At 49.4% G+C, this 21,455-nt stretch carries 21 protein-coding genes; 10 read left to right on the forward strand and 11 right to left on the reverse strand.

Annotated features, from left to right (window positions below; all coding sequences use genetic code 11):
- Nucleotides 1-7: 7 nt before the first annotated feature.
- The 8 genes from ICL07_RS25805 to ICL07_RS25840 all read right to left on the reverse strand — a co-directional run bounded on the left by ICL07_RS25805 (nt 8) and on the right by ICL07_RS25840 (nt 8,405).
- Nucleotides 8-523: a bifunctional adenosylcobinamide kinase/adenosylcobinamide-phosphate guanylyltransferase gene (locus ICL07_RS25805; RefSeq protein WP_188090946.1), complete on the reverse strand. Its 516-nt coding sequence runs from the start codon at nt 521-523 to the stop codon at nt 8-10.
- Between the two features lie 60 nt (nt 524-583).
- Nucleotides 584-1,915 (reverse strand): DUF5074 domain-containing protein, encoded by a 1,332-nt coding sequence (locus ICL07_RS25810; RefSeq protein WP_188090947.1) that lies wholly within the window; start codon nt 1,913-1,915, stop codon nt 584-586.
- Nucleotides 1,916-2,038: 123 nt separating this feature from the next.
- A complete protein-coding gene (locus tag ICL07_RS25815) occupies nt 2,039-2,635 on the reverse strand; it encodes a DUF6580 family putative transport protein (protein ID WP_188090948.1) in 597 nt (198 codons plus the stop codon).
- 17 nt (nt 2,636-2,652) lie between these two features.
- Nucleotides 2,653-4,605: a TonB-dependent receptor plug domain-containing protein gene (locus tag ICL07_RS25820; RefSeq protein WP_188090949.1), complete on the reverse strand. Its 1,953-nt coding sequence runs from the start codon at nt 4,603-4,605 to the stop codon at nt 2,653-2,655.
- A gap of 99 nt (nt 4,606-4,704) precedes the next feature.
- Nucleotides 4,705-5,355 carry a tetratricopeptide repeat protein gene (locus ICL07_RS25825; protein WP_188090950.1) on the reverse strand — a complete coding sequence of 217 codons (651 nt, stop codon included), beginning with the start codon at nt 5,353-5,355 and terminating at the stop codon, nt 4,705-4,707.
- A gap of 65 nt (nt 5,356-5,420) precedes the next feature.
- On the reverse strand, nt 5,421-6,326 hold the full coding sequence (locus ICL07_RS25830) for an EamA family transporter (RefSeq protein WP_188090951.1): 906 nt from the start codon (nt 6,324-6,326) through the stop codon (nt 5,421-5,423).
- 93 nt (nt 6,327-6,419) lie between these two features.
- Complete coding sequence (locus tag ICL07_RS25835; RefSeq protein WP_188090952.1) at nt 6,420-7,646, reverse strand: MFS transporter; 1,227 nt, start codon at nt 7,644-7,646, stop codon at nt 6,420-6,422.
- A gap of 84 nt (nt 7,647-7,730) precedes the next feature.
- Nucleotides 7,731-8,405 (reverse strand): FadR/GntR family transcriptional regulator, encoded by a 675-nt coding sequence (locus tag ICL07_RS25840; protein ID WP_188090953.1) that lies wholly within the window; start codon nt 8,403-8,405, stop codon nt 7,731-7,733.
- A gap of 203 nt (nt 8,406-8,608) precedes the next feature.
- Between ICL07_RS25840 and ICL07_RS25845 the strand changes: the two genes are divergently transcribed.
- From ICL07_RS25845 to ICL07_RS25880, 8 genes are all read left to right on the forward strand, one after another.
- Complete coding sequence (locus ICL07_RS25845) at nt 8,609-9,295, forward strand: sterol desaturase family protein (protein ID WP_188090954.1); 687 nt, start codon at nt 8,609-8,611, stop codon at nt 9,293-9,295.
- Between the two features lie 88 nt (nt 9,296-9,383).
- Nucleotides 9,384-11,777 carry a S9 family peptidase gene (locus ICL07_RS25850; protein WP_188090955.1) on the forward strand — a complete coding sequence of 798 codons (2,394 nt, stop codon included), beginning with the start codon at nt 9,384-9,386 and terminating at the stop codon, nt 11,775-11,777.
- Nucleotides 11,778-11,959: 182 nt separating this feature from the next.
- The gene (locus tag ICL07_RS25855; protein WP_246485167.1) at nt 11,960-12,793 is read left to right on the forward strand and encodes a helix-turn-helix transcriptional regulator; all 834 of its coding nucleotides are present in this window, start codon (nt 11,960-11,962) and stop codon (nt 12,791-12,793) included.
- Between the two features lie 147 nt (nt 12,794-12,940).
- On the forward strand, nt 12,941-13,270 hold the full coding sequence (locus ICL07_RS25860; RefSeq protein WP_343071124.1) for a DUF983 domain-containing protein: 330 nt from the start codon (nt 12,941-12,943) through the stop codon (nt 13,268-13,270).
- Between the two features lie 145 nt (nt 13,271-13,415).
- Nucleotides 13,416-14,762: a TolC family protein gene (locus ICL07_RS25865; protein WP_188090958.1), complete on the forward strand. Its 1,347-nt coding sequence runs from the start codon at nt 13,416-13,418 to the stop codon at nt 14,760-14,762.
- A 12-nt stretch (nt 14,763-14,774) separates the two neighbouring features.
- Nucleotides 14,775-16,007, forward strand: coding sequence for an efflux RND transporter periplasmic adaptor subunit (locus ICL07_RS25870; RefSeq protein ID WP_188090959.1), 1,233 nt, complete (start codon nt 14,775-14,777; stop codon nt 16,005-16,007).
- Entirely contained in the window at nt 16,004-16,750 is a 747-nt protein-coding gene (locus ICL07_RS25875; RefSeq protein ID WP_223152105.1) for an ABC transporter ATP-binding protein, read from the forward strand. Before ICL07_RS25870 ends, ICL07_RS25875 begins: the two co-directional genes overlap by 4 nt.
- Nucleotides 16,751-16,759: 9 nt before the next feature.
- Nucleotides 16,760-17,980: an ABC transporter permease gene (locus ICL07_RS25880; RefSeq protein WP_188090960.1), complete on the forward strand. Its 1,221-nt coding sequence runs from the start codon at nt 16,760-16,762 to the stop codon at nt 17,978-17,980.
- Between the two features lie 97 nt (nt 17,981-18,077).
- Here ICL07_RS25880 and ICL07_RS25885 read toward each other — a convergent pair whose 3' ends face one another.
- On the reverse strand, nt 18,078-18,392 hold the full coding sequence (locus ICL07_RS25885; protein ID WP_188090961.1) for a hypothetical protein: 315 nt from the start codon (nt 18,390-18,392) through the stop codon (nt 18,078-18,080).
- Nucleotides 18,393-18,597: 205 nt separating this feature from the next.
- Between ICL07_RS25885 and ICL07_RS25890 the strand changes: the two genes are divergently transcribed.
- Nucleotides 18,598-19,203, forward strand: a complete 606-nt coding sequence (locus ICL07_RS25890; RefSeq protein ID WP_188090962.1) for a hypothetical protein — start codon at nt 18,598-18,600, stop codon at nt 19,201-19,203.
- Nucleotides 19,204-19,328: 125 nt separating this feature from the next.
- On the opposite strand, the gene ICL07_RS25895 is transcribed toward ICL07_RS25890, so the two are convergent.
- Nucleotides 19,329-19,724 carry a nuclear transport factor 2 family protein gene (locus tag ICL07_RS25895; protein ID WP_188090963.1) on the reverse strand — a complete coding sequence of 132 codons (396 nt, stop codon included), beginning with the start codon at nt 19,722-19,724 and terminating at the stop codon, nt 19,329-19,331.
- Nucleotides 19,725-19,877: 153 nt separating this feature from the next.
- Here ICL07_RS25895 and ICL07_RS25900 point away from each other — a divergent pair, with 153 nt between their 5' ends.
- Nucleotides 19,878-20,873, forward strand: a complete 996-nt coding sequence (locus tag ICL07_RS25900) for an AraC family transcriptional regulator (RefSeq protein WP_188090964.1) — start codon at nt 19,878-19,880, stop codon at nt 20,871-20,873.
- Here the strand turns inward: ICL07_RS25900 and ICL07_RS25905 are convergent.
- Entirely contained in the window at nt 20,861-21,448 is a 588-nt protein-coding gene (locus ICL07_RS25905) for an SMI1/KNR4 family protein (RefSeq protein WP_188090965.1), read from the reverse strand. The genes ICL07_RS25900 and ICL07_RS25905 overlap by 13 nt on opposite strands.
- Between the last annotated feature and the right edge of the window lie 7 nt (nt 21,449-21,455).

Raw genomic sequence — 21,455 nt, forward strand, 5'->3', positions numbered from 1 at the left:
TGTTGATTTAAAGCTCTCTTTTCTTAATTACAACCGGAATGCCGGATACCATTAACACTACGGTATCGGCTACACGGGCTATATACTGGTTGGCCCAACCCTGAAGGTCGGTAAATTTGCGGCCTATCGCTGTTTCGGCATGTACGCCCATACCTATTTCATTGGTAACTATGAAGAAGTGGCCTTCCTGTTGCTGAAGCGCATCCACCTCTGTTTGCAGGGATACCAGTGCTTTATCGGTATCATAATCGTGGAGCGCGAAGAAATTCGTGAGCCATAGGGTAACACAGTCTATCACCACGGTATGCCCTGCCAGCGGAAGCCGGCTCACATACAGCTCTTCTTCGTAATTGGTCCAGTTGGCGCCCCGCTCCGCCTGATGGCGACAGATACGTTGTGCGAAATCCTCGTCCCATATTTTGGCGGTGGCTACATATACCGGCTGTTGACTAATGGCCAGCGCCTGGTCTTGTGCATACCGGCTTTTGCCGGACCGGGCGCCACCTGTAACGAGTGTGATCATGATACAAATGAAAACGCGCTGTACATGACGGTACCGTCATGTACAGCGCGTTGGCTTTAATTAGTTATTGAATACCGGGATAACCGGGAAGAAAAAGCCGTTATACTGCACGTTCTTCACAACAGCACCGGTGGTAGCATTAAACTGGAACAGGGTATTGAACTGGAAATGCTGACCATAACCAGGTTCTACGCCCAGGGCCACCAGGGTATTGTTGGCCGGGTTGTACCGGAAACCGCCGCCATACAACTCTCTGTTATCCGGTAAGGTAACGAAGGGCGTCTGTAAAGAAGCCGGGTTACCGGATTGGTATTTATATATTTGTTTGCCATTGATGCCCCAGGAATTGGTCTGGGTAAGGAATACCGCGTTCTCTATCGTGGAAGCGGCTATGATGGTTGGGTTCCAGGCTCCCCAGGCGCCGTACAGCGGGAAGGGCAGGGCAATGGTTTGTACGGTAAGACTGTTCGGATCAATTGCATACAGGTTCTGTCCCTGTCCGGCCCAGATGGTGCCATCCGGTGTACGGGCAAAACCTACTTCCGCTTTCACCAGGGTAGTGGCAACACTCAGATCTGATGCATTCAGCACCACGATACCGGCCGTTTCGGTCATCACAAATACATAACCGCCCGCTCTGATCATGCTGCCTGCCTGGCCGGTGATACCGGCAATTTTAGCGCCTACGGTAAAGGCCCCCAGGTCTACCGGGTAAACGCCATCGGTCGTGGAGATAAGGCCCGTACTGCTGTTAACACCGCAGAAAGCGTTGGCGTTGCCGGTTAACTTCGGCGTGCGGCCAATCTCTTTCAGGGAATGCGCATCCGCAATCACCATAGGAGCGTCTTTGGACACGATGTAAAACCGGTTGTTGAAAACAGTGCCATAGTCAACGGTGGTACCCAGGGTTTTACCCGGGTTTTCCCGCTCGTATACGTTCTGGTACAGGGTATCTTCGCCGTAACGGTAAAAGTTCACACTCCCGTTGGCATGACCAAACCAGCCCTCATTGATAATGAAAAGGCCATTGTCATACTTGTCGGTTACCTTAATACGGTAAAAGTAGGAGTTGAGGCTGTTACCGGCACTTACCTTGAAGGAGATGGTATAATCGCCGGTAGCGGTAGGTTTAAAAGTGTAGATGGAATCTGTGCCGGCCACTGTACCGTTTACCACCCAAAGGAAAGTCGGATTGACAGCATTGGTGAGCTGCGGCCGCAGTACGCGGGTGTCGCCAACAGCGATGGTATCTTTACCATCCTTAAGCCCGGGGTTACTGATAACAGGGATGACCACTTCTGCCACATTATCTTTCTGACAGGCGGAAAAAGTCAGCAATGCAGCTGCTGCCAGGAGAAAGAGCTGGTGCAAACGGTGTGTAAATCTTCGCATGAGACGATGTTTGTTGGATGTAAACATGTAGAGATTTAGTTACTGTTGTAGAACAAGGTTGTAATAACCCATACCGCTCTACAACAATAATTAAATCTCTAAATAAAAAAATGAAAAAATATGTTAGTGTGCCAGACGCAGTTTGCGTTGTACAAGGGCATAGCTGCCAAAGAAGATAGCGCTGTATACCAGGGTACCTACCAGGAAATACTTCATGAAAGGAACCGCCAGAGCGTAACATTTCATCAGACCGGCCATGTCTCTGGTGAAAGGTAATCCGGTGGTGATATCGGTAGAACCGCTTATCCACACGCCGAAGTTGGAAATCAGGAAATGTACCAGCGCTGCGGATACACCGGCAACGGCGATACGGCCTACGCTCATTTTGCGGATGACCAGCTGGCCAATCAGCACAATGAACACAAAGCTGATATAGTTGGCTGCCCAGCCTTTATACAGCAGTCCCTGCGCATATTCCCGGTGGAATACCTGCATCAGGATAACATCACTGAGGAATAACGTCAGCAACGGGAAAGCATAAGACTTCCACTTGTCAGAGAAAGATGCACCGCCAAACAGGGCCATGGCTCCTACCGGCGTAAACATAGCGATGGGTTGGAGAGTAGACTGATCAGCTCCCAACACTACTCGTATAATACCAGCTACCAGCATAAACAGCAGCAGTATACCAAACCGGGGATTAAGATTCTTTAAAGACATTATGTTGGTTTTAATGTTTACAAATTCAACACAAGACCCGCATTCCAGTTGAACCGGCGGGAATTATAGCCAAGGATATCAAAATACTGATAATTCGTAATATTTCGGAACCCGGCGAAAATTTTAAGCAAGTTACCAAATTTATACTCACCATAAAGGTCCACGGTGTAATAATCTCCCATCGGCTGAGCTACAGGAGATATCTGGTAACGTTCGCCGGTATACCGGAAGCTGGCGCTGGTATAAAGCGCAGGCGTTACCTGGTAGCCCAGCGTTGCATTCACGGCATGTTTAGGAACCCTGTTCAGGTTGTACCAGGAAGAATCTCCGCCGTTTTTGGCAACGGAGTACACCCTGCCATCTGTATAGGCATAGTTTACATTCAGGCCCAGCTTGTGGTTAATATGCCAGTCAACCTCTGCCTCTCCACCGTAAGCCCACTGTTTGTCGGCATTGGTATAGTGAGAGGTATAGAGGATGAGGTCTTTGGTACGACGGGCAAAACCCACTGCCCGGAAATCTACCGCATTATGGGCCACCGTAGCCTGGTAACCACCTTCATAACTCAGCGTGGATTCGGGTTTCAGGTCTTTATTGCCCCACATACCCGCATACAGCTGATACAGTGAAGGCACTTTATAGGCGGATGATATATTAATAAATACCTTATGATGTTGATTAATCAGGTAAGAAGGGTTGAAGGTAAATGTCTGGTTGCTGCCGTAGATGTTATGGTAATTCAACCGGCCGCCGGCTTCTATGTTAAAACCACCGATGTTACCGAGTAACAGGGAAGCGTATACGCTGGTCTGCCGGGCATGGGTGCTGTCGTCAGACAGGTGGGAAAACTGCATCTGCGGATTGGGGTCCCAGATCGCAGGCTGGCCCAGTCGCTGGTTGAACTGGTCCATACGGGCTGCGGCGAAACTGCCGCCGCCTACCAGTCTCAGGATGCCTGAAATGTTCCAGTTCACATAGCTTTCTACCTGGTGAATATTGGACGAAAAGTCGGACAGGTCGTATTTACTGAACCCGTCAGGCGCAATGTAATTGGAGTCATTCAGGATATGCCGTTTGGTACGCTGGTAGCTGTACAACACATGCCAGCTGCCTTTTTTAAACTGGTATTCGCTACTGAACCCATGGAGCATATTGTTGGAACGGCTGGTATAGTCACGATCGTCGATAAAGGCGCCTTCATCGAGGTCGTGATGGTAGTTGCTGTAATTAAACAGGTAATGGAGCCGCCAGCGGGAAGTGGCTTGCAGTCCCAGTTTGGCAAATACGGATTGCTGCCGGAAACCATCCTTGTCGAAACCGGCTTTGCCGGTAGGATCATAGGCATCGGACAGACCGTCGGAGGTTTCGTATTTGTATCCGGCCATATAGGAGAACTTATCTGCATTGCCATAGGCGGTTACATTGCCCAGGAAGCTATTATAGCTGCCATAGCTGGTATTGGCTGTCAGGCCGAATTTTTTACCGTTGTTTTTCCGGGTGATAATGTTGATGACTCCCGCCACGGCATTGGAGCCATATAAAGTAGACTGGCTGCCCCGGAGGATTTCGATTCTTTCCACCAGTTCCGGAGCAATGAAGTTCAGGTCGAAGGTATTGGCAATCTGGGAAGCATCGCTTACCGGCAAACCGTCTATGAGTATAAGGGTATTGCCGTTGGTAGCGCCCCGCATATATACTTCCGGGACCGTACCCCGGTTGTTTTGGGCGCCATTGATGGTAATTCCGGCCTGCTCGCTCAGGATGGCGGCAATGGTTTTACCGCTGTTTTTCTCCAGGTATTCGTGTGTGAGGATGGTGACTACCTTACCGGTTTCGCTGGCTTTCCGGGGGCCTTTAGTGGCGGTGACAGAGACCTCGTTCAATTGGCTGATCCTGGGCACAGAATCCTGTGCTGTAGCGGAAAATGGCAACCAAAAGAGAAGGGGAAGTGCGTAAAATTTTGCATTCATAGGGGGCGAAATTACGAATTCGCCCAATTGCAGGAGATTAAAAAAAGCGGGGCCGGATGATTCGATCATCCGGCCCCGCTTTTAATGATATGTATTGGATCAACCAGGCATCCTGGAGATGTACTTGTCCATTTCCTTGATCTGGTTTACAATCTGGGCGGTAGTAGGTTTCTGTGCTTTGGCTCTGCGAAAGTATTCCTTGGCAGATTTAAAGTCACGGCGGCTCATGGCAATAGAAGCCAGTGTCAGCAGGGCGGCGGCGGTGTTTTCCTTGTCAGGTAAACCCATGCGCACTGCTTTTTTCAGGTTCTGGTCAGCCGTTTTCAGATCATTTTTCTGGTAAGCGATAGTGCCCAGCTGGAAATACTGCATGCCTTCGTATTCCTTCATCGGGCTACCGGACTGAATACTCTGGCGGATAGTAGCTTCGGCCTTATCCAGGTCGTTGCTGTACATAGCCATGTTACTTTGCATGAAGTAGTATACGGAACGGATCGGTTTATACAGCAGTTTAGGGAACTTCACCTTGTTCATCAGGGCGGTGGCGCCTTCTATATCACCGGCCTCCACAGCTTCCTGTACCAACCGCATAGGGCCAAACAGGAGATGGGTTACAATACAAACAACGGCGATCAGCAATACAACGGTCGCTTCCCACCATCCTATCGAAACTCCGAGGGCAATACCGGCCACCAATAACACGATCCCGATCGGGAAACGATATAGAATAAAAAAGTTAAATGCTTTCATGAAAAAACTGTTCGTAAATCACTTGATGCTTTATAGCGGGGGCAAAGATAAATAAAAAAAACACCTCATGGGTTTAATAGTTCGCTTTTGGCCGGTGCTGCTTTCGGTTTTTTCAGGTTGGCCGCTACAATGGCCGCCAGGATGATGAACACACCGCCTACCTGGAGAGGGGTAATGGTTTCGCGCAGGAACAGCGTGGCCGCAATGGTGGCCACCGGCAACTCTGCAGCGCTGAGAATGGCGCCCAGGGCTACGCCTGTCTGCGGCATACCCTTGGCAAACAGGAAAGGTGGTAATACCGTTCCGAAAAGCGCCAGGGGAATACCCCACATCCATAGGGGAGGAGTGGTGAAACGGCCGTTCCACAGGTAAGCCGGCGGAAATAACAGGGTGATAATGATAAAGGCGCCCGTCACAATCCAGGCGCTTTTGAGTACCGGCGTGAGGGAATGACCCACCCGGCCGCTGACTACGATAAAGGTGGTGTAAAAAAGGGCTGCCAGCATGCCAAATCCAATACCCCGCCAGTCCAGCTGAATGCCGTTGCTGTTAAATAAACCACCGGCCAGCAGGGTCCCGGCCAGGATAAACAATACGGCTACCCATTGTATAGCGCCCGGACGTTTCTTATAAATCATCCATTCTGCCAGCATACTCATCCAGGTGAACTGCATCAGCAGGATGATAGCCATACTGGCAGGGATATATTGTACACTTTGATAATAGGTAATGCTGACCAGGCCGGTAGAGCTGCCTAATATAAAACAGGTACGGGCTTCCTTGTTTTTAAGCCCCTGGGTGGTACGTCCGGATAACAGATGCAGCACCCACAATGCCAGCATCCCAAAGCCTGCTTGCACGCTGCATAATTCTCCCAGGGTAAAACCTTCCTGGTAGCCCAGTTTCACAATCGTCGATAAAATTCCAAAGCTGCAGGCGCCCAGTAGCACCAACAGAATACCTTTCCACATGCTAAAATGATTTTCGATTTTTTGATTTTCGATTTTGAGATTTAGTAATTCTCAACATCGAAAATCAAAAAATCAAAAAACCGAAAATCAAAGTTAGTGCTTTTCTTTCTTCTCCAGGTTAGGCAGGAATCCTGTCAGGAGCCCTATCAAGGGAAGGAAAGAACAAACCTGGTATACGTACCGGATGCTGGTGGCATCGGCGAGCTTGCCCAGCAGGGCGGAAGCTACACCCGCCATACCGAATGCCAGTCCGAAGAACAGGCCGGCAATCATGCCTACTTTACCCGGCATGAGCTCCTGTGCATATACCAGGATAGCTGAAAAGGCGGAGGAGAGGATAACGCCGATGAATACACTCAGTATGGCGGTCCAGAAAAGATTCGCATAAGGCAGTAACAACGCAAAGGGCGCTACGCCTAAAATAGATATCCAGATAACGTATTTGCGGCCAATCCGGTCGCCGATAGGTCCACCGATGAAAGTACCGGCGGCTACGGAAAACAGGAAGATGAACAGGTATACCTGTGAACTCTGAATAGATAAGCCAAAACGGTCTATCAGGTAAAAGGTATAGTAGTTGGTCATGCTGGCCATGTAAAAGTATTTGGAGAAAATCAGCATCAGCAGAATACTCATGGATATGATGACCGTTGATTTGGGCAATGTCTGCTGTTGCAGCTGTTGCACTACTTTCTTCGGTTTAATACGATGGGTATTGTTCTGATACCATTTACCAATATAGATCATCACAAAAATGGCAATCAGCGCCAGTACGGAAAACCAGATCACATGAAACTGACCGAAGGGTACAATGATCAATGCTGCCAGTAAAGGCCCCAGTGAACTGCCGGCGTTACCGCCCACCTGGAATAAGGACTGTGCCATGCCATGTTTGCCGCCGGAGGCCATATGCGCCAGCCGGGATGCTTCCGGATGGAAGATGGAAGACCCTACGCCCGTCAGTGCTACGGATATCAATACCATCGGCAGGGAATTGGCCATGGATAAACTGATCAGCCCGGCCAGGGTGAAGGTCATACCCACCGCCAGGGAAAACGGCTGCGGCTTTTTGTCGGTGTACAAGCCCACCAGCGGCTGTAAAATAGAAGCCGACATCTGGAAGGTAAGCGTAATAAGGCCTATCTCCGTGAAGTTCAGCTTGAGAGAGTTTCTTACCAGCGGATAAATAGCTGGTATCAACGATTGCAAGGTGTCGTTGAGTAGATGCGTGAAGCTCAGCGCGATCAGAATGGGGAAAACCGTCTGCTGTGCTACCTGCTGGGAAGCCGATTTGGGCGCTTCCTGTGTTAGTGTTGCCATGGTTTCTTTTTTGGAGATCAGATCATCTGATGTTTTAAAATAAAAAAATGAAGGAAGCTTGCGCAAACTCCGTATGTACTATTGTTATTTGCTGTGTGTACTGATTTTTGTAGCCCAGAGCAATGCCTTCTTGGGATCTTTGTCCACAATACTCTGCAGCAGGGCATCGTGCAGTGACTGTGATTCTACAAAGGAATCAGTATTGCCGTAACGCGCTACAAAGGAGGTCTTCAGGTGAGTGGCTACCGTTTTGTAAAGGTCCAGCATAATATCGTTTTTGGATGCTTCGGCAATGGCTGTATGGAAATTAATATCCGCCTGGATACAAGCTTCCAGCTCATTGGAAGTAGCATAGGTGAAACGTTTCTTCAGGAAACCCTTCATCTTTTCAATGTCCTTGTTATTCCGATGCATGGCTGCCCGCTCGGCAATTTTTACTTCCAGCAGCAACCTTACTTCATTCAGCTCTTCAAAATCAGCCCGTTGTAAACGCTGACTGAGCGGCTCTCCGGCGCCAATCTGTGATATCACAAAAGTACCCAATCCCTGCTGTACCCGCACCAATCCTTTGTTCACCAATATCTTCACCGCTTCGCGTACGCTCGAACGGCCCACACAAAACTGTTGCATCAGCTCCGGTTCTGTCGGTAGCTTTTGCCCGGTCGTATATTTACCGGAAAATATCAACTCCTGCAGCCTGTCGGCCACTTCTTCAGCGAGGTTTTGACGTTTTAATGGTGCGGATCCTGTATTCATCATATCATCAGATGTTTGCAAAGGTAGGAAAAGATTTTGGAATTTTTTTATTTGGTTATTTTGTATTGAAATTTTTTGATTTCGCACTTATAGGGAGAAGTTGTCTTTGAGATGGTTATTATTAAACCATGTTTGATTAATCACCGCTTGCAAATCCCGAAATCCGTAAATCAAAAAATTCCAACATCCGTAAATCAAATATTCAAATGACCAAATACCTAAATATACCCAATGAACAGTTGTGGCTTTTATTTCTCCTGGAGAATACCCTGATCATGCTGGGTGTACTGGCCTGGGGTAATCGCCTGCTGCGCCGGCCCTGGCAACAGATGTTTGCCTATAGCCGTCACCAGTGGCAGATCTGCCTGCTCACCACACTGCTGAATACCGTCATTACCTTTGCCGGATGCTGGCTGTGGAAACACGGGTATATCCGTATACATGAAACACTATCCTGGCGGATATTGACAGACGCGCTGGCATTGTTCCTCCTGATGGACCTGCTGATGTATGCCTTTCATTACCTGATTCACCAAACATTTTTATACCGCCTGTTACACCGTCTTCACCACGAGGCCATAGACCCGGCGCCGATCGATTTGTTTGTACTGCATCCGCTCGAAACACTCAGCTTCGGCGCCCTCTGGCTACTGTTACTGTTGCCATTCAACCTCAATCTGTACGGTATCCTGTTTTATCTGGCTGTCAATGTTGTCTTTGGCATGGCAGGCCACCTGGGTATAGAACCACTCCCCGAAAAAATACGACAGTGGCCAGTGTTGAAATACCTCGGTACTTCTACGTTTCATCATGATCACCATCGCCAGGAAAACTATAATTACGGGTTTTATACCAGCCTGTGGGACCGCCTCTTCGGTACCCTGAAACGCTGACAGCACCAACCGCTTGTGTATCGGGCTTCCGATAACCGGAATAATGTACTATTTTGGCCGGATTCATTTTTCAGAATCAAACTGCTGTATGAGAAAATTAGTATTAACACTGTCGGTGTTCATTACCTTCCGTGCCTATGCACAGGACGCATTGAAGTATCAGACACCTGCTGAGAGCATTGTGGAACTGGCCATGGCAGCGCCATCGCCAGCCGTTAGCTTTGGCAGGGAAGACCTGATGCTGATCATGGACCGCACCGGTTTCCCTACTATCGAAGAACTGTCGCAACCGGAATACCGCCTGGCCGGTTACCGCATCAATCCGGCCAACTTTGGCCCCAGCCGCGCCAATTACGTGACCGGCATCCGTATTAAGGAAATAAACGGTAAACGCGAATATGCGGTAACAGGGCTGCCTGCCAACGCCCGCATTGGTAAGGTGGTTTGGTCTCCCGGGAAAAAAAGCCTGGCTTTTACGGTAACCACCAACAACAGCATCACGTTGTGGAAAGCAGATGTAGCCACAGGTGTAGCGAAACAACTCAGTTCCCGCCGCCTCAACGATACCTTCAGCGGGGCTTTCCGCTGGATCGATGAAGATCGTATCCTGGTATTATCGGTACCTGCCGGTATCGCCGCCGCGCCGCAGAAACCACTGGCCCCGGACGGTCCCACGGTACAACAAACCTCCGGTAAAGCCGCTCCTGCCGCCACTTACCAGGATATGCTGAAAAACCCTTACGATGAACAACTGTTCGACTACTACTTCCAGTCCGAACCAGTTATGATCAGCAACAGCGGCGAAACCGTTATCGGTAAACCCGGTGTATATACAGAAGTCAGCCCTTCTCCGGATAAACAATATTTACTGGTGCAGCAGTTGAGCCGCCCTTACTCTTACCTGGTGGGCGCTTACCGTTTCCCTACCACGACTGCTATCTGGGACCTCCAGGGTAAAACAGTAAAACAGCTCGCCCAAAACCCGCTGGATGAAGTGCGGCCTAAAGGCTTCGACGCTACCAGCAACTACCCCCGTAGTTATCAATGGCGTAACGACGTTCCCGCTACTATCTGCTGGGCACAGGCCCTCGACGGCGGCGATCCTAAAAAGGAAGTGCCTTTCCGTGATGTGATCAATACACTGGAAGCGCCGTTCACCGCTGCGCCGGTAGAACTGGTGAAAACGAAAGACCGTTTCCAGGGTCTCACCTGGGCTAACAACCAACTGGCGCTGGTAACAGAAGGCAACAGCACCAAACAGACCGTTAAGGTAAGCCGTATCGACCCTTCCCATCCGGGACAGGAGCCGGTGACCATCATCGACCGCTCTGAAAACGACCGGTACAACGATCCCGGAGATCCGGTAACCGTGAAAAACCAATACAACCGCTCCGTATTGTACGTTTCTCCGGCCAATGAACTGCTGATGATAGCGCCGGGCGCTTCTCCGGAAGGCGACCGTCCGTTCCTGTCCAGCTTCAGCCTGAAAAACGGTAAACAAAATATCCTGTGGCGCTCCCAGGCTCCTTATTTTGAACAGGTAGCTGAAGTAATCGATCCGGCCAAACTGCAAATTGTAGTGGCCCGTGAATCTGCCGCTACACCGGTGAACTATTACCTGCAGAACCTGAAGAAAAAATCAGCAGCGGCAGCACTGACTAACTTCCCGCATCCGCAGCCACTGCTGCAGGGTGTACAGAAAGAGCTGCTGAAATACAAACGTAAAGACGGGGTAGACCTCACCGCGATGCTGTACCTGCCCAAAGGCTACGATCCCGCTAAAGACGGCCGTTTACCGGTGCTGATGTGGGCTTATCCACGTGAATACAAATCGGCCAGCGATGCGGCTCAGGTACGTGGTTCTGCCTATAAATTCACCCGTGTCACCTACGGTTCCCCTATTTTCTGGGTTACCCGCGGCTTCGCGGTAATGGACGCTACCGAAATGCCGATTGTAGGCGAAGGGGATAAAGAGCCGAATGACAATTTCATAGACCAGCTGGTGATGAACGCAGAAGCGGCCGTGGATAAGATCACTTCCATGGGTGTGGGCGACAAAGCCCGTATCGCGGTAGGTGGCCATTCTTACGGCGCCTTTATGACGGCTAACCTGCTGGCACATACGAACCTGTTTAAAGCCGGTATTGCCCGCAGCGGCGCTTACAACCGTACACTCACGCCTTTCGGTTTCCAGAACGAACAACGGTCCTACTGGCAGGCGCCCGACGTGTATTATAAAATGTCTCCGTTTTCCTATGCCGATAAGCTGAAAACACCGATCCTGCTGATCCACGGCGAGGCTGACAATAACTCCGGTACTTTCCCTATCCAGAGCGAAAGACTGTACAATGCCCTCAAAGGCAACGGCGGTACCGCACGCCTGGTATTCCTGCCACAGGAAAGCCATGGCTATGCTGCGAAGGAAAGCATCCTGCATATGCTGTGGGAGATGGATAACTGGCTGATGAAATATGTGAAATAATCCAGATCCCCAGGGCTTCAGCCCTGGGGGCCTAATATGACGAAAAACCTGCAAATACCCGGAATAGGTAAAAAGTACCATTGAAGCCCCATATAACACAATCAACTTCTCCCGGTGCCCCGTACCTTTGTGGTATCATGTCAAAGGCACATATCCATACATATGACATCTGTTCGTTGGGAATGGGAAAACCCGCATCAGAAGAGATGCTGGTAGCAAGGTTTACCGATTACCTGGCAGCACATCCGGACATCAAATTTCCACATCGCCATTCTTTTTATCACCTGGCATTTTTTACCGGTGGAAAAGGATCGCATACCATCGATTTTGAACGTTTTCCGGTAGAGCGGGGGCAAATGTATTTTATGATACCGGGGCAGGTGCACAGCTGGTTTTTTGAAGGAAAAGTAACCGGATATGTAGTGAACGTGTCAGCCGGTTTTTTCAACGCTTTCCTGCAGGATGCGGCCTATGTGGAACGGTTCCCGTTTTTCAGTGGTGTGAGTGCAGAAGGGGTGGTAACATTGCCCGAAGCAGCCAGCCTCGCAGTGGCAGCCTTGTTTGAGGAAATGCTGGTGGAGATGGACAGCACGGAAGCCTATAGCCATGATATGTTACGATTGCTGATGCTGGAAATGTTTGTGAAAGTCAGCCGGGTAGCCAGGAAAGACGATACCCGGCAGGAACCGCCGCATAACTATGTATTGTTGCGCAACTTCCGCAAACTGGTGGAACAGCATTATATGCAGTTACGATTGCCGAAAGACTATGCCGCGCTGCTATACGTAACGCCCAATTACCTCAACGCTTTCTGCCGGCATATGCTGGGCAAATCGGCCGGGGAAATTATCCGCGACCGGGTGCTGCTCGAAGCAAAAAGATTACTGATCAATGTAGATATCAGTATCTCTACTATCGCTTACCAGCTGAGCTTTGCCGACAATTCCTACTTCACGAAGTTCTTCAAAAAATATGAAGGGGTGACCCCTGAAGAATTCCGGAAGAACATTTCCTGACATTAAATGCTTCAATATATGTGTGCAGATAAAAATCATGATAAACCGAATGTTTTCAAAAGTGTATTTACGAACAAGTGCGCGCGCTGCAGAAGAGGATCTATTTTCCTCAGCAAAAATCCCTATGACTTGAAAAACTGTATGAAGATGCCGGAAAAGTGCCCGGTATGCGGTCAGCAGGTGGAAGTGGAAGTTGGATTTTATTACGGTACCGGTTATGTAAGCTATGCGCTTTCTATCGCCATCTGTGTGGCCAGTCTTATTGCCTGGTGGTTGTTTATTGGTTTCTCCATATACGACAACAGTATTTACTGGTGGCTGGGCTTCAACGGTATACTGTTGCTGAGCCTGCAGCCGGTGCTGATGCGCTGGTCCAGGACTATCTGGATGGCCTTTTTTGTGAGATATGATGAAGACTGGCACCAGCCTCCGCAGAGCACCGGCCGTGTGAACGCTACGTTTAAAAATGCTATATAACAAAGGATAGTAGGATTGAGTATAACGAATGAAAAGGCGAAGGCCCGGGTATTTTTGCCCGGGTCTTCGTTTTTTTCGTTATATTAGGATAGCTATTTAGCCCCATATCTGTCATTAGCTATTTACTAACAGCAATGATTACACGATGACATTTTCCCGGCGGTTTGTTACTTTGTTATGTCTGTCCTTCTGGACGTATTACAACAATCCGCTGATAGCCCAGGACAGCACACAATCAACACTGCCGGCTATCTGGAGTTTACAGGATTGTCTGGACTACGCAATGAAAAATAATATCCAGCTCAACAGCCTGCGGCTGAGCCGGATGAGCAGCGAACAGAACCTGTTGCTATCGAAGGCAGCCCGTTTGCCTAATCTCACGGGTTCGGCCTCCATGAACCTGACGGGCCGCAAAACGCTCACCGCCGGCGGTAACATGCCCTATGAAGGCGCCTTATCGGGCAATTATGCGGTGAACTCAGGTGTTACCCTCTACCAGGGCGGTTATCTCAACTATGACATCAAACAAAAAGGCCTGCTTACCCAGGTCGCCGATCTGAACGTAGCCCAGGAAATCAATAACATCACTATCCTGATTACCCAGGCCTACCTGAATATCCTGCTGGCACGGGAAAATATTGTTTATGTAAGGGATCTGGTCACCACTTCCACAGCACAGGTACAACAAGCACAACAGCGCTACGATGTAGGCAGCATTGCGCTGAAAGACCTGGCTTCGCTGCAATCGCAGCTGGCGGCCGACCGCTATAACCTGGTGACAGCAGAAAACCAGAGCCGGCTGAATAAACTCACCCTAAAACAACTGCTGCAACTACCCGGCGCCTACGATTTTGATATTTTTTCCCCGGATACACTGGTGTCCAGTCACCTCGTAGTGCCTTTGCAGGATGCACAGGACACCGCGCTGGCCAACCGGCCGGAAATAAAAAGCGCTGAACTGGGCGTGAACGTATCTTCCCTGGACCTGGCCAAAGCCCGCGCGGGATTCTGGCCTACGCTCACCGCCGGCGGCGCACTGGGGAGCTCCTACCTGAAAGACCCCGGCGCCAACTTCTTTAAACAGCTGGACAATAATTTCTACCAGCAGATAGGCCTCACCCTGTCTGTTCCCATATTCACCAGAAGGGCCAATAAAACCAATGTAGAACTTTCCAAAATAGAAGTAGATCAATCGAAACTAACGCTGAAGGATACACGTACTAACCTGTCTCAAACGGTGGAACAGGCGTATATCAACGTGCTGAACGCCCAGGGGCAGTATGATGCTTCGGTAGAACAGCTGCGTTACGCTTCAGAAAGTTATCGTATCGCTACGGAGCAACTGAAAGTTGGAGTGGCCAATATGGTGGATTTTCTGCAACAGAAAAACCTGTATGTACAGGCCTTCCAGGCTTATATACAGGCTAAATACAATGCTGCATTGACAATCAGGATATATGATTTTTACAGGGGCGTACCTGTAAAACTATAAATGCATTGACGTATGAAAAAATATAAACGGGTTATCATCGTGGTGGTTATACTACTGTTGGCGTTGCTCATCTGGTTTGTTTTTATCAGGAAGAAACGCCAGCAGATAACGATTGATACCGTACAACCTGCCTATGGTCATATAGCCACTACCGTTACTGCCACCGGTACCGTTCAACCGGTGGATACCGTTGCTGTGGGCGCTCAGGTGTCCGGTACGCTGAAATACCTGTACGTGGATTTTAACTCGAAAGTAAAAAAAGGAGAGAAGCTGGGAGAGCTGGACAAGGTGCTGTTTCAGGCACAGGTAGACCAGTTCCGCGCCAACCTGCAGGTGTCGCAATCCAACCTGGATTATCAGAACAACAACTTCCACCGGCAGGAGCTGCTGTATAAAACCGGCGCTATTGCCAAAGCAGATTATGATGTGGCCTACAATCAACTGGGACAGGCAAAAGCGCAGGTGGCCAGCGTAAACGCACAGCTGGCATCGGCCCTGAAAAATCTCTCTTTTACAGATATTATTTCGCCCATCAATGGGGTGGTACTCAACAGGAGCGTGAGCGTAGGACAAACCGTGGCCGCGAGTTTCAACACACCTACCTTGTTTGTGATTGCCAAGGACATTACCAAAATGCAGGTAGAAGCCAGTGTAGACGAAGCTGATATTGGCGCCGTAAAAGACTCGCAGCGGGTGACCTTTACGGTAGACGCCTACCTGGAAGATGTGTTTGCCGGCAATGTCCAGGAGATCCGCTTGCAACCCTCCGTATCGTCTAATGTGGTGACGTATAATACCATCATCAATGCCTCCAATGAATCCATGAAGCTGAAGCCGGGCATGACGGCCAACGTGACCATCTATACTGCGGAGAAAGACAGTGTGTTGCTATTGCCTGTAAAGGCACTCAAGTTCCGCCCGGATTCTGCCTTACTAAAAGATTATGTGATCGTGAGCGCCATCGGTCACCGGCAGCGGCAAGGGCCTCCGGCAGATACGAGCGGCAAGTTCAGAAGTGTGGAAAGGGTAGGCTCTTCCAATTATGTATGGGTATTACGGGGCGATACCCTGTTACAGAAACATATTCGTACAGGCCTCAACGATAATACGCAGATAGAAGTTATCCACGGCCTCACGCCGCAGGACGCCGTGATAACGGCTGTCAATGGTAGTTCAGGTCCGGCTGCGGCAGCCGGTAATAAAAGCCCGTTCTTGCCTAAGATGGGAGGAGGGCGCAGACGATGAGCAACAAGATCCTGGAACTGCAACAAATCAAGCGTGAGTTTGTCATGGGCACGGAGGTGGTCCGCGCATTAAAAGGTGTTTCTTTTGATGTATATGCCGGTGAATTTGTGACTATCATGGGCAGCAGCGGGTCCGGTAAAACTACGCTGCTCAACCTCCTGGGTTGTCTCGACAAGCCCACTGCGGGCGAGTATCTGCTGGATGGTGTCAATGTCAGTCACCTCTCGCGTAATGAGCTGGCCAGGTTGCGTAACCGGAAAATAGGGTTCGTGTTTCAGGCCTATAACCTGCTACCCCGTACTTCCGCGCTGGAGAATGTAGAACTACCGTTGTTCTACAATCCCTCCCTGTCGGTATCGGAGAGAAAGGAAAAGGCGATCAAAGCCCTGGAAGCGGTGAAACTGGCCGACCGGCTGGATCATACACCCAGCCAGCTTTCCGGCGGACAGCAACAAAGGGTCGCTATCGCCCGTGCGCTGGTAAACCAGCCGGTGATGATCCTGGCAGATGAGGCTACCGGTAACCTGGATACCCGTACATCCTACGAGATCATGTCGCTTATGCAGGACCTCAACAAAGACGGTAAAACGATCGTCTTTGTGACCCATGAGCCGGATATCGCCGCCTTTAGCAGCCGCACCGTCATGCTGCGCGATGGTAAGGTGGTAAAGGATACGGTCAATGAAAATGTTCGCTCGGCTAAAGAGGCGCTGGACGCCCTGCCGCCGGCAGATGATTACTAACTAAACAACATGAGTGCGCTCAATCTCATACGGATCGCTTTTAAGGCGCTGCAACGCAACAAGCTGCGGGCTTTCCTGACCATGCTCGGTATTATTATCGGCGTGGCGGCGGTGATTGCCATGGTGGCTATTGGGGAAGGCTCTAAAGAAAGTATCCAGTCCCAGCTGAGCGCTATGGGCTCCAATATGATCACGGTGCTGCCGTCCAGTAACGTGTCTGGCGGGGTGCGGGTGGAGGGGGCCAGCTTTCAGACACTCACCATCGTAGATGTAAAAGCCATACAGAAGAATGCCGAACATGTGAGTGCCGTATCGCCTGTATCTTCTACCAAAGGTCAGGCTATCTATGGGGCGCTCAACTGGCCCACCAGTTTACAAGGCGTAGCGCCTTCCTACTTCGATATCCGTAAACTGGAGATAGCCGATGGCGTTAGTTTCACCGATGCGGATGTAGCTACTGCGGCCAAAGTATGCGTATTGGGGAAAACCGTCATCGATAACCTGTTCCCCAGCGGGGAAAGCCCGGTAGGCAAAGTGATCCGGCTGAATTCGATACCGCTGCAGGTGATCGGCACCCTGGTACCCAAGGGACAAAGCTCTTTCGGACAGGACCAGGACGATATCATCCTCACTCCCTATACGACCGTACAAAAACGTATCCTGGCCACGATCTATTTTCAAAGTATCTATGCCTCCGCTGTCAGTGAAGGGACTTCTGCCCTGGCTACTGACGAGATCATAGACATACTGCGGGAAACGCACCGGCTTCGCCCCACCGATGAAAACAATTTCCAGGTAAGAACCATGGAAGAGCTGATTAAAACACTGAGCTCTACCAGCAGTTTACTCACCATTCTGTTAACCGCCATTGCGGGTATTTCCCTGGTTATCGGTGGTATCGGCATCATGAATATCATGTACGTGTCTGTAACGGAACGTACCCGGGAAATCGGGCTACGCATGTCTATCGGCGCCCGTGGGGTGGATATACTGTTGCAGTTCCTGGTAGAAGCGATCATCATCAGCGTTACCGGCGGCGTCATCGGTGTGATATTGGGTATCACTACCGCGGAAGTGATCACACTCACGCTGGGATGGCCTACTATTGTTTCTGAATCCTCTATTGTGTTGTCGTTTATGGTATGTGCGCTTACAGGTGTTTTCTTTGGTTATTACCCGGCGCAGGCAGCCTCCCGCCTGGATCCGATAGAAGCGTTGCGCTACGAATAGGGTCTTGATAATTTTATGTGCGACAGATACCGTCAAAAAATAAAACCGTCCGGGACGCTGCCAGGACGGTTTCAGATATACGATTTCAACTTACAACTTACTCTTTCTTGTCGTGAATCTGTGATGGTTTCAGATATACCTTTTTACCCTTTTCGTCGACAATATATTTTTTGTCTTTTCTATTGATGTAAACAGTTTCTCCATGCGGACCTTCTTTGCCTTTGTATATTTTATCGGTGACGGCGGAAGCGCCTTTTACTGCGATGGAGGCTGTTTTGTTACCTATCTTTTCGGCAGTGCTGTCGACTTTGTTTTTTTTATGCTGTGCAAAAACTGCCTGTGCAGGTAAAGTAGCCACTGCGCCAAAAGCGAGGGCAAGCAACACGGCGGAAATACTTTTTGGAGCTTTCATAATTATAATCTTTTTTAGGTGAACAACTTGATTGTTGTGAGCGTTAATCCAATTTTGATGCCATTCCAAAATACTTTTTCTGCAGCGTTGAAAAATAAAGAATTACAGATGTCGCTTTTTTGTGCTGGAAAAGGAATACCGGGGATTTTCCCCATGGCAGTATAAGGACTTTTTCGTATATTGGTTAACGAGATAACCTGTGTCTATGAGATATTCGAATGGTCTGTACCTGTCTGTTCCTACACCTTGCGGGGAGAATTGGGAAAAAATGACCAATACTGCTGCGGGTAAACACTGCGATAGTTGTGCTAAAACCGTAATAGACTTCTCCTATATGACGGATGCTGAAATTTTTGCTGTTATCAATAACAGCCATCGGGAAGTTTGTGGCCGTTTCCAGGACCACCAGCTCAACAGGCTTATCCAACCACCGGCATCTCCCCGCAAAACTTTTTTACCCGCTTTATTACTTACTGCTGGTCTTATTACAGGTATTGCCAACTATTCCTATGCGGAAGCAAGGGGCTTTGAAAAGGTGGAAATGGCATTGTCATCAGTGCCTAAAGATACTGTGCAGCAGCAGCCCATGAAACAATACGATTTGCCTGAAGTACAGGTTACCGCATATCCGCGTTCCATAGGAAAAGTGGTGATAACCTGTTCTGTTATTAAAAGTTCAGTGCAGCCAAAGGATGCCACGGATGACCGGCTGCAGTCAGCAGGGGGTAGCATGCTGCGTCGCAACATGATAGACCCGATATATCCTACGGATGATGAACGCCGCCAGAAAAAAAAGAAACGTTGGTTTTAAATATACTTTGAGCTTGTCTTAATTATTCCGGTTGTTTGCCACAACCAACAAAACAACCCTTCCGGATGCCCGTTTCCGAAAGGGTTGTTTCATTTTGCGGAGTGCCGGATGCCTGGCAAACGCGTCTAATTGCCCCAGAACTGGTCTTCATGCGCCAGGTCAGCAGCATATACTTTAGCTGCCACAATCTGACCATCTTTTACCGTATATACGTCTACGTTATCAGTGTCCAGTGTGGCGCCCGGACGGGATGCTTTCCAGTTTAATACTACCGCAGCCTGATCGCCGTTAACGGTAATGGATTTAACATCAGATAAAGTCATGGTATTGGCAGATACTTCAAACATACCGCCTACCATTTGAAATACTTCCCCACTGGAGTTTTTGGTGCCGGAAAAGCGGTTGTTGCCCGGCTGGTGCCATTGGATCTCAGGATGCAGCAAAGCGCCCAGTTTTTCAAGGTCTACCTGTTGAACAGCGGTAACAAATGCTTTTACGACGGATAAGGTTTGATTTTCCATGATGATATTTTTTTTTGAGTGATGAGTTATTGTTTGTTTGATGATACAAAGCTACTATCGGCGATAACCCTGTTGTTTATCTTTTCACGACAACCATTTACCATTTCACGCCAACCTGTTTTTTATACCGTGGCGGATAAATAACTTTAGGATATGAAAGAACTAGTATTAGCTATCATCGCATATGCCGTGCAGCGTGATATAGATGCGGCGAGGCTTTGCAAGCTGGCAGGCATTAACCTGGCCGCTTTAAAGAAAACCAATACACCTCCTGTTACGCCACAGCAGCTGGATGCGCTGTGGTTGCATGGTGTGCAGCTGTCCAATGATCCGTTGTTGGGATTGCATTTCGCAGCTGCTGTGCAGCCGGCAGCATTGGGCGTGGTAGGACAGATTATTCAGACCAGCGCCACGGTGGGCGAGGCGCTGACGCATGCGGTGGCATTAACGCATATATTGACAGATCGATGCCGGCTGGAAATAGCACGGAATAACAAAAACTTTACGATACGTTACATTCCGGCGACGGGTAACGGGAACGAGCCTACGGCTGGTCTTCGTACCTTAATAGAGCTGCTGATGGTGATCACCATTTATGAGCTATCCGGACTGATGCTGGAAAAGATTGTTCCCCAGGCGGTAAGGTTGCCCTACCACGTACCCGATGAAGCAGCCTATGAACAGATATTCCGGTGCCGCCCGGTGAAGCGTACGGGGGAATATGCGCTGGTGTTTGACAGCCGGTACTGGGAGGAGCCGATACTAACGGCCAATTATGAACTGCAGGAGCTACTGTTGAAAAAAGTAGCAGCCGTGGCGCAGCAATCATCTACCCAAAATACCCTGCAAATAAGGGTATACAATCACCTGTTGGCCAACTCTTACCTGGGTATTATATCGTTGGAGGATATGGCGGCCAATTTTAACCTGAGTCCGCGTAGTCTGCAACGTAAGCTGAAGGAAGAAGGAGTGAAGTACCAGGAAGTAGCCGATGCGGTGCGAAAATCGCTGGCCTTGTATTATATCTCGTCCGGTAATTATCCGCTAAAGGACATTTCGTATATGCTGGGGTATAACGAACTGAGTGCTTTTACCCGTGCTTTCAGGCGGTGGACGGGCAGCAGTCCGTTACAATATCAGTCGTTGTAGTTGAGGGAGGTGCTTTTGTTGACAATGCCCCACTTTTTAACAAAAATATAATCCCCTCTTTCGATGGCATCAATGTAGCGGTCTATCCATTCCCGGAAGGAACGTGCTACGATTTCGCGGTGGCCGTCATCATGCCAGAGGGTGATGATCTGGCCGTAGTTGCCTTCGGGGGCCGGGTCCAGGTCAATGCAGACAAAGTTACCGAAGCCATCGGCTGTAAAGGGTATCCACCGGGGATTCCACCAATCGGCCCGGATACCGGTGTCCGGCTCGGAGGCGATGGGCTCGTCATTGTAGGTAAAAGTACCCGAAGCAATGAGGTCATGCCAGTAATGCCATTTATTTTCGATCTCTTCCAGGGGTAACAGCTGGTCGCCATCTACCAGGCCGGGCCGGGCTTTACGCTGACCGTCATGTATGGCATAAAAATCTTTGAAATCAGCCGGTATGGCTGCTTCGGTAAGTTTTTCAAGGGAGTCGAATGCACCGTATGATACCCCGGGATTCAGATGATGCAATAGTTTTGGGGCATACTGTCTCATCCAATTTTCCCATCTTGTCCAGTATTCTTGCATATGGTAT

This window comes from Chitinophaga qingshengii, assembly GCF_014529935.1.
Taxonomy (GTDB): domain Bacteria; phylum Bacteroidota; class Bacteroidia; order Chitinophagales; family Chitinophagaceae; genus Chitinophaga; species Chitinophaga qingshengii.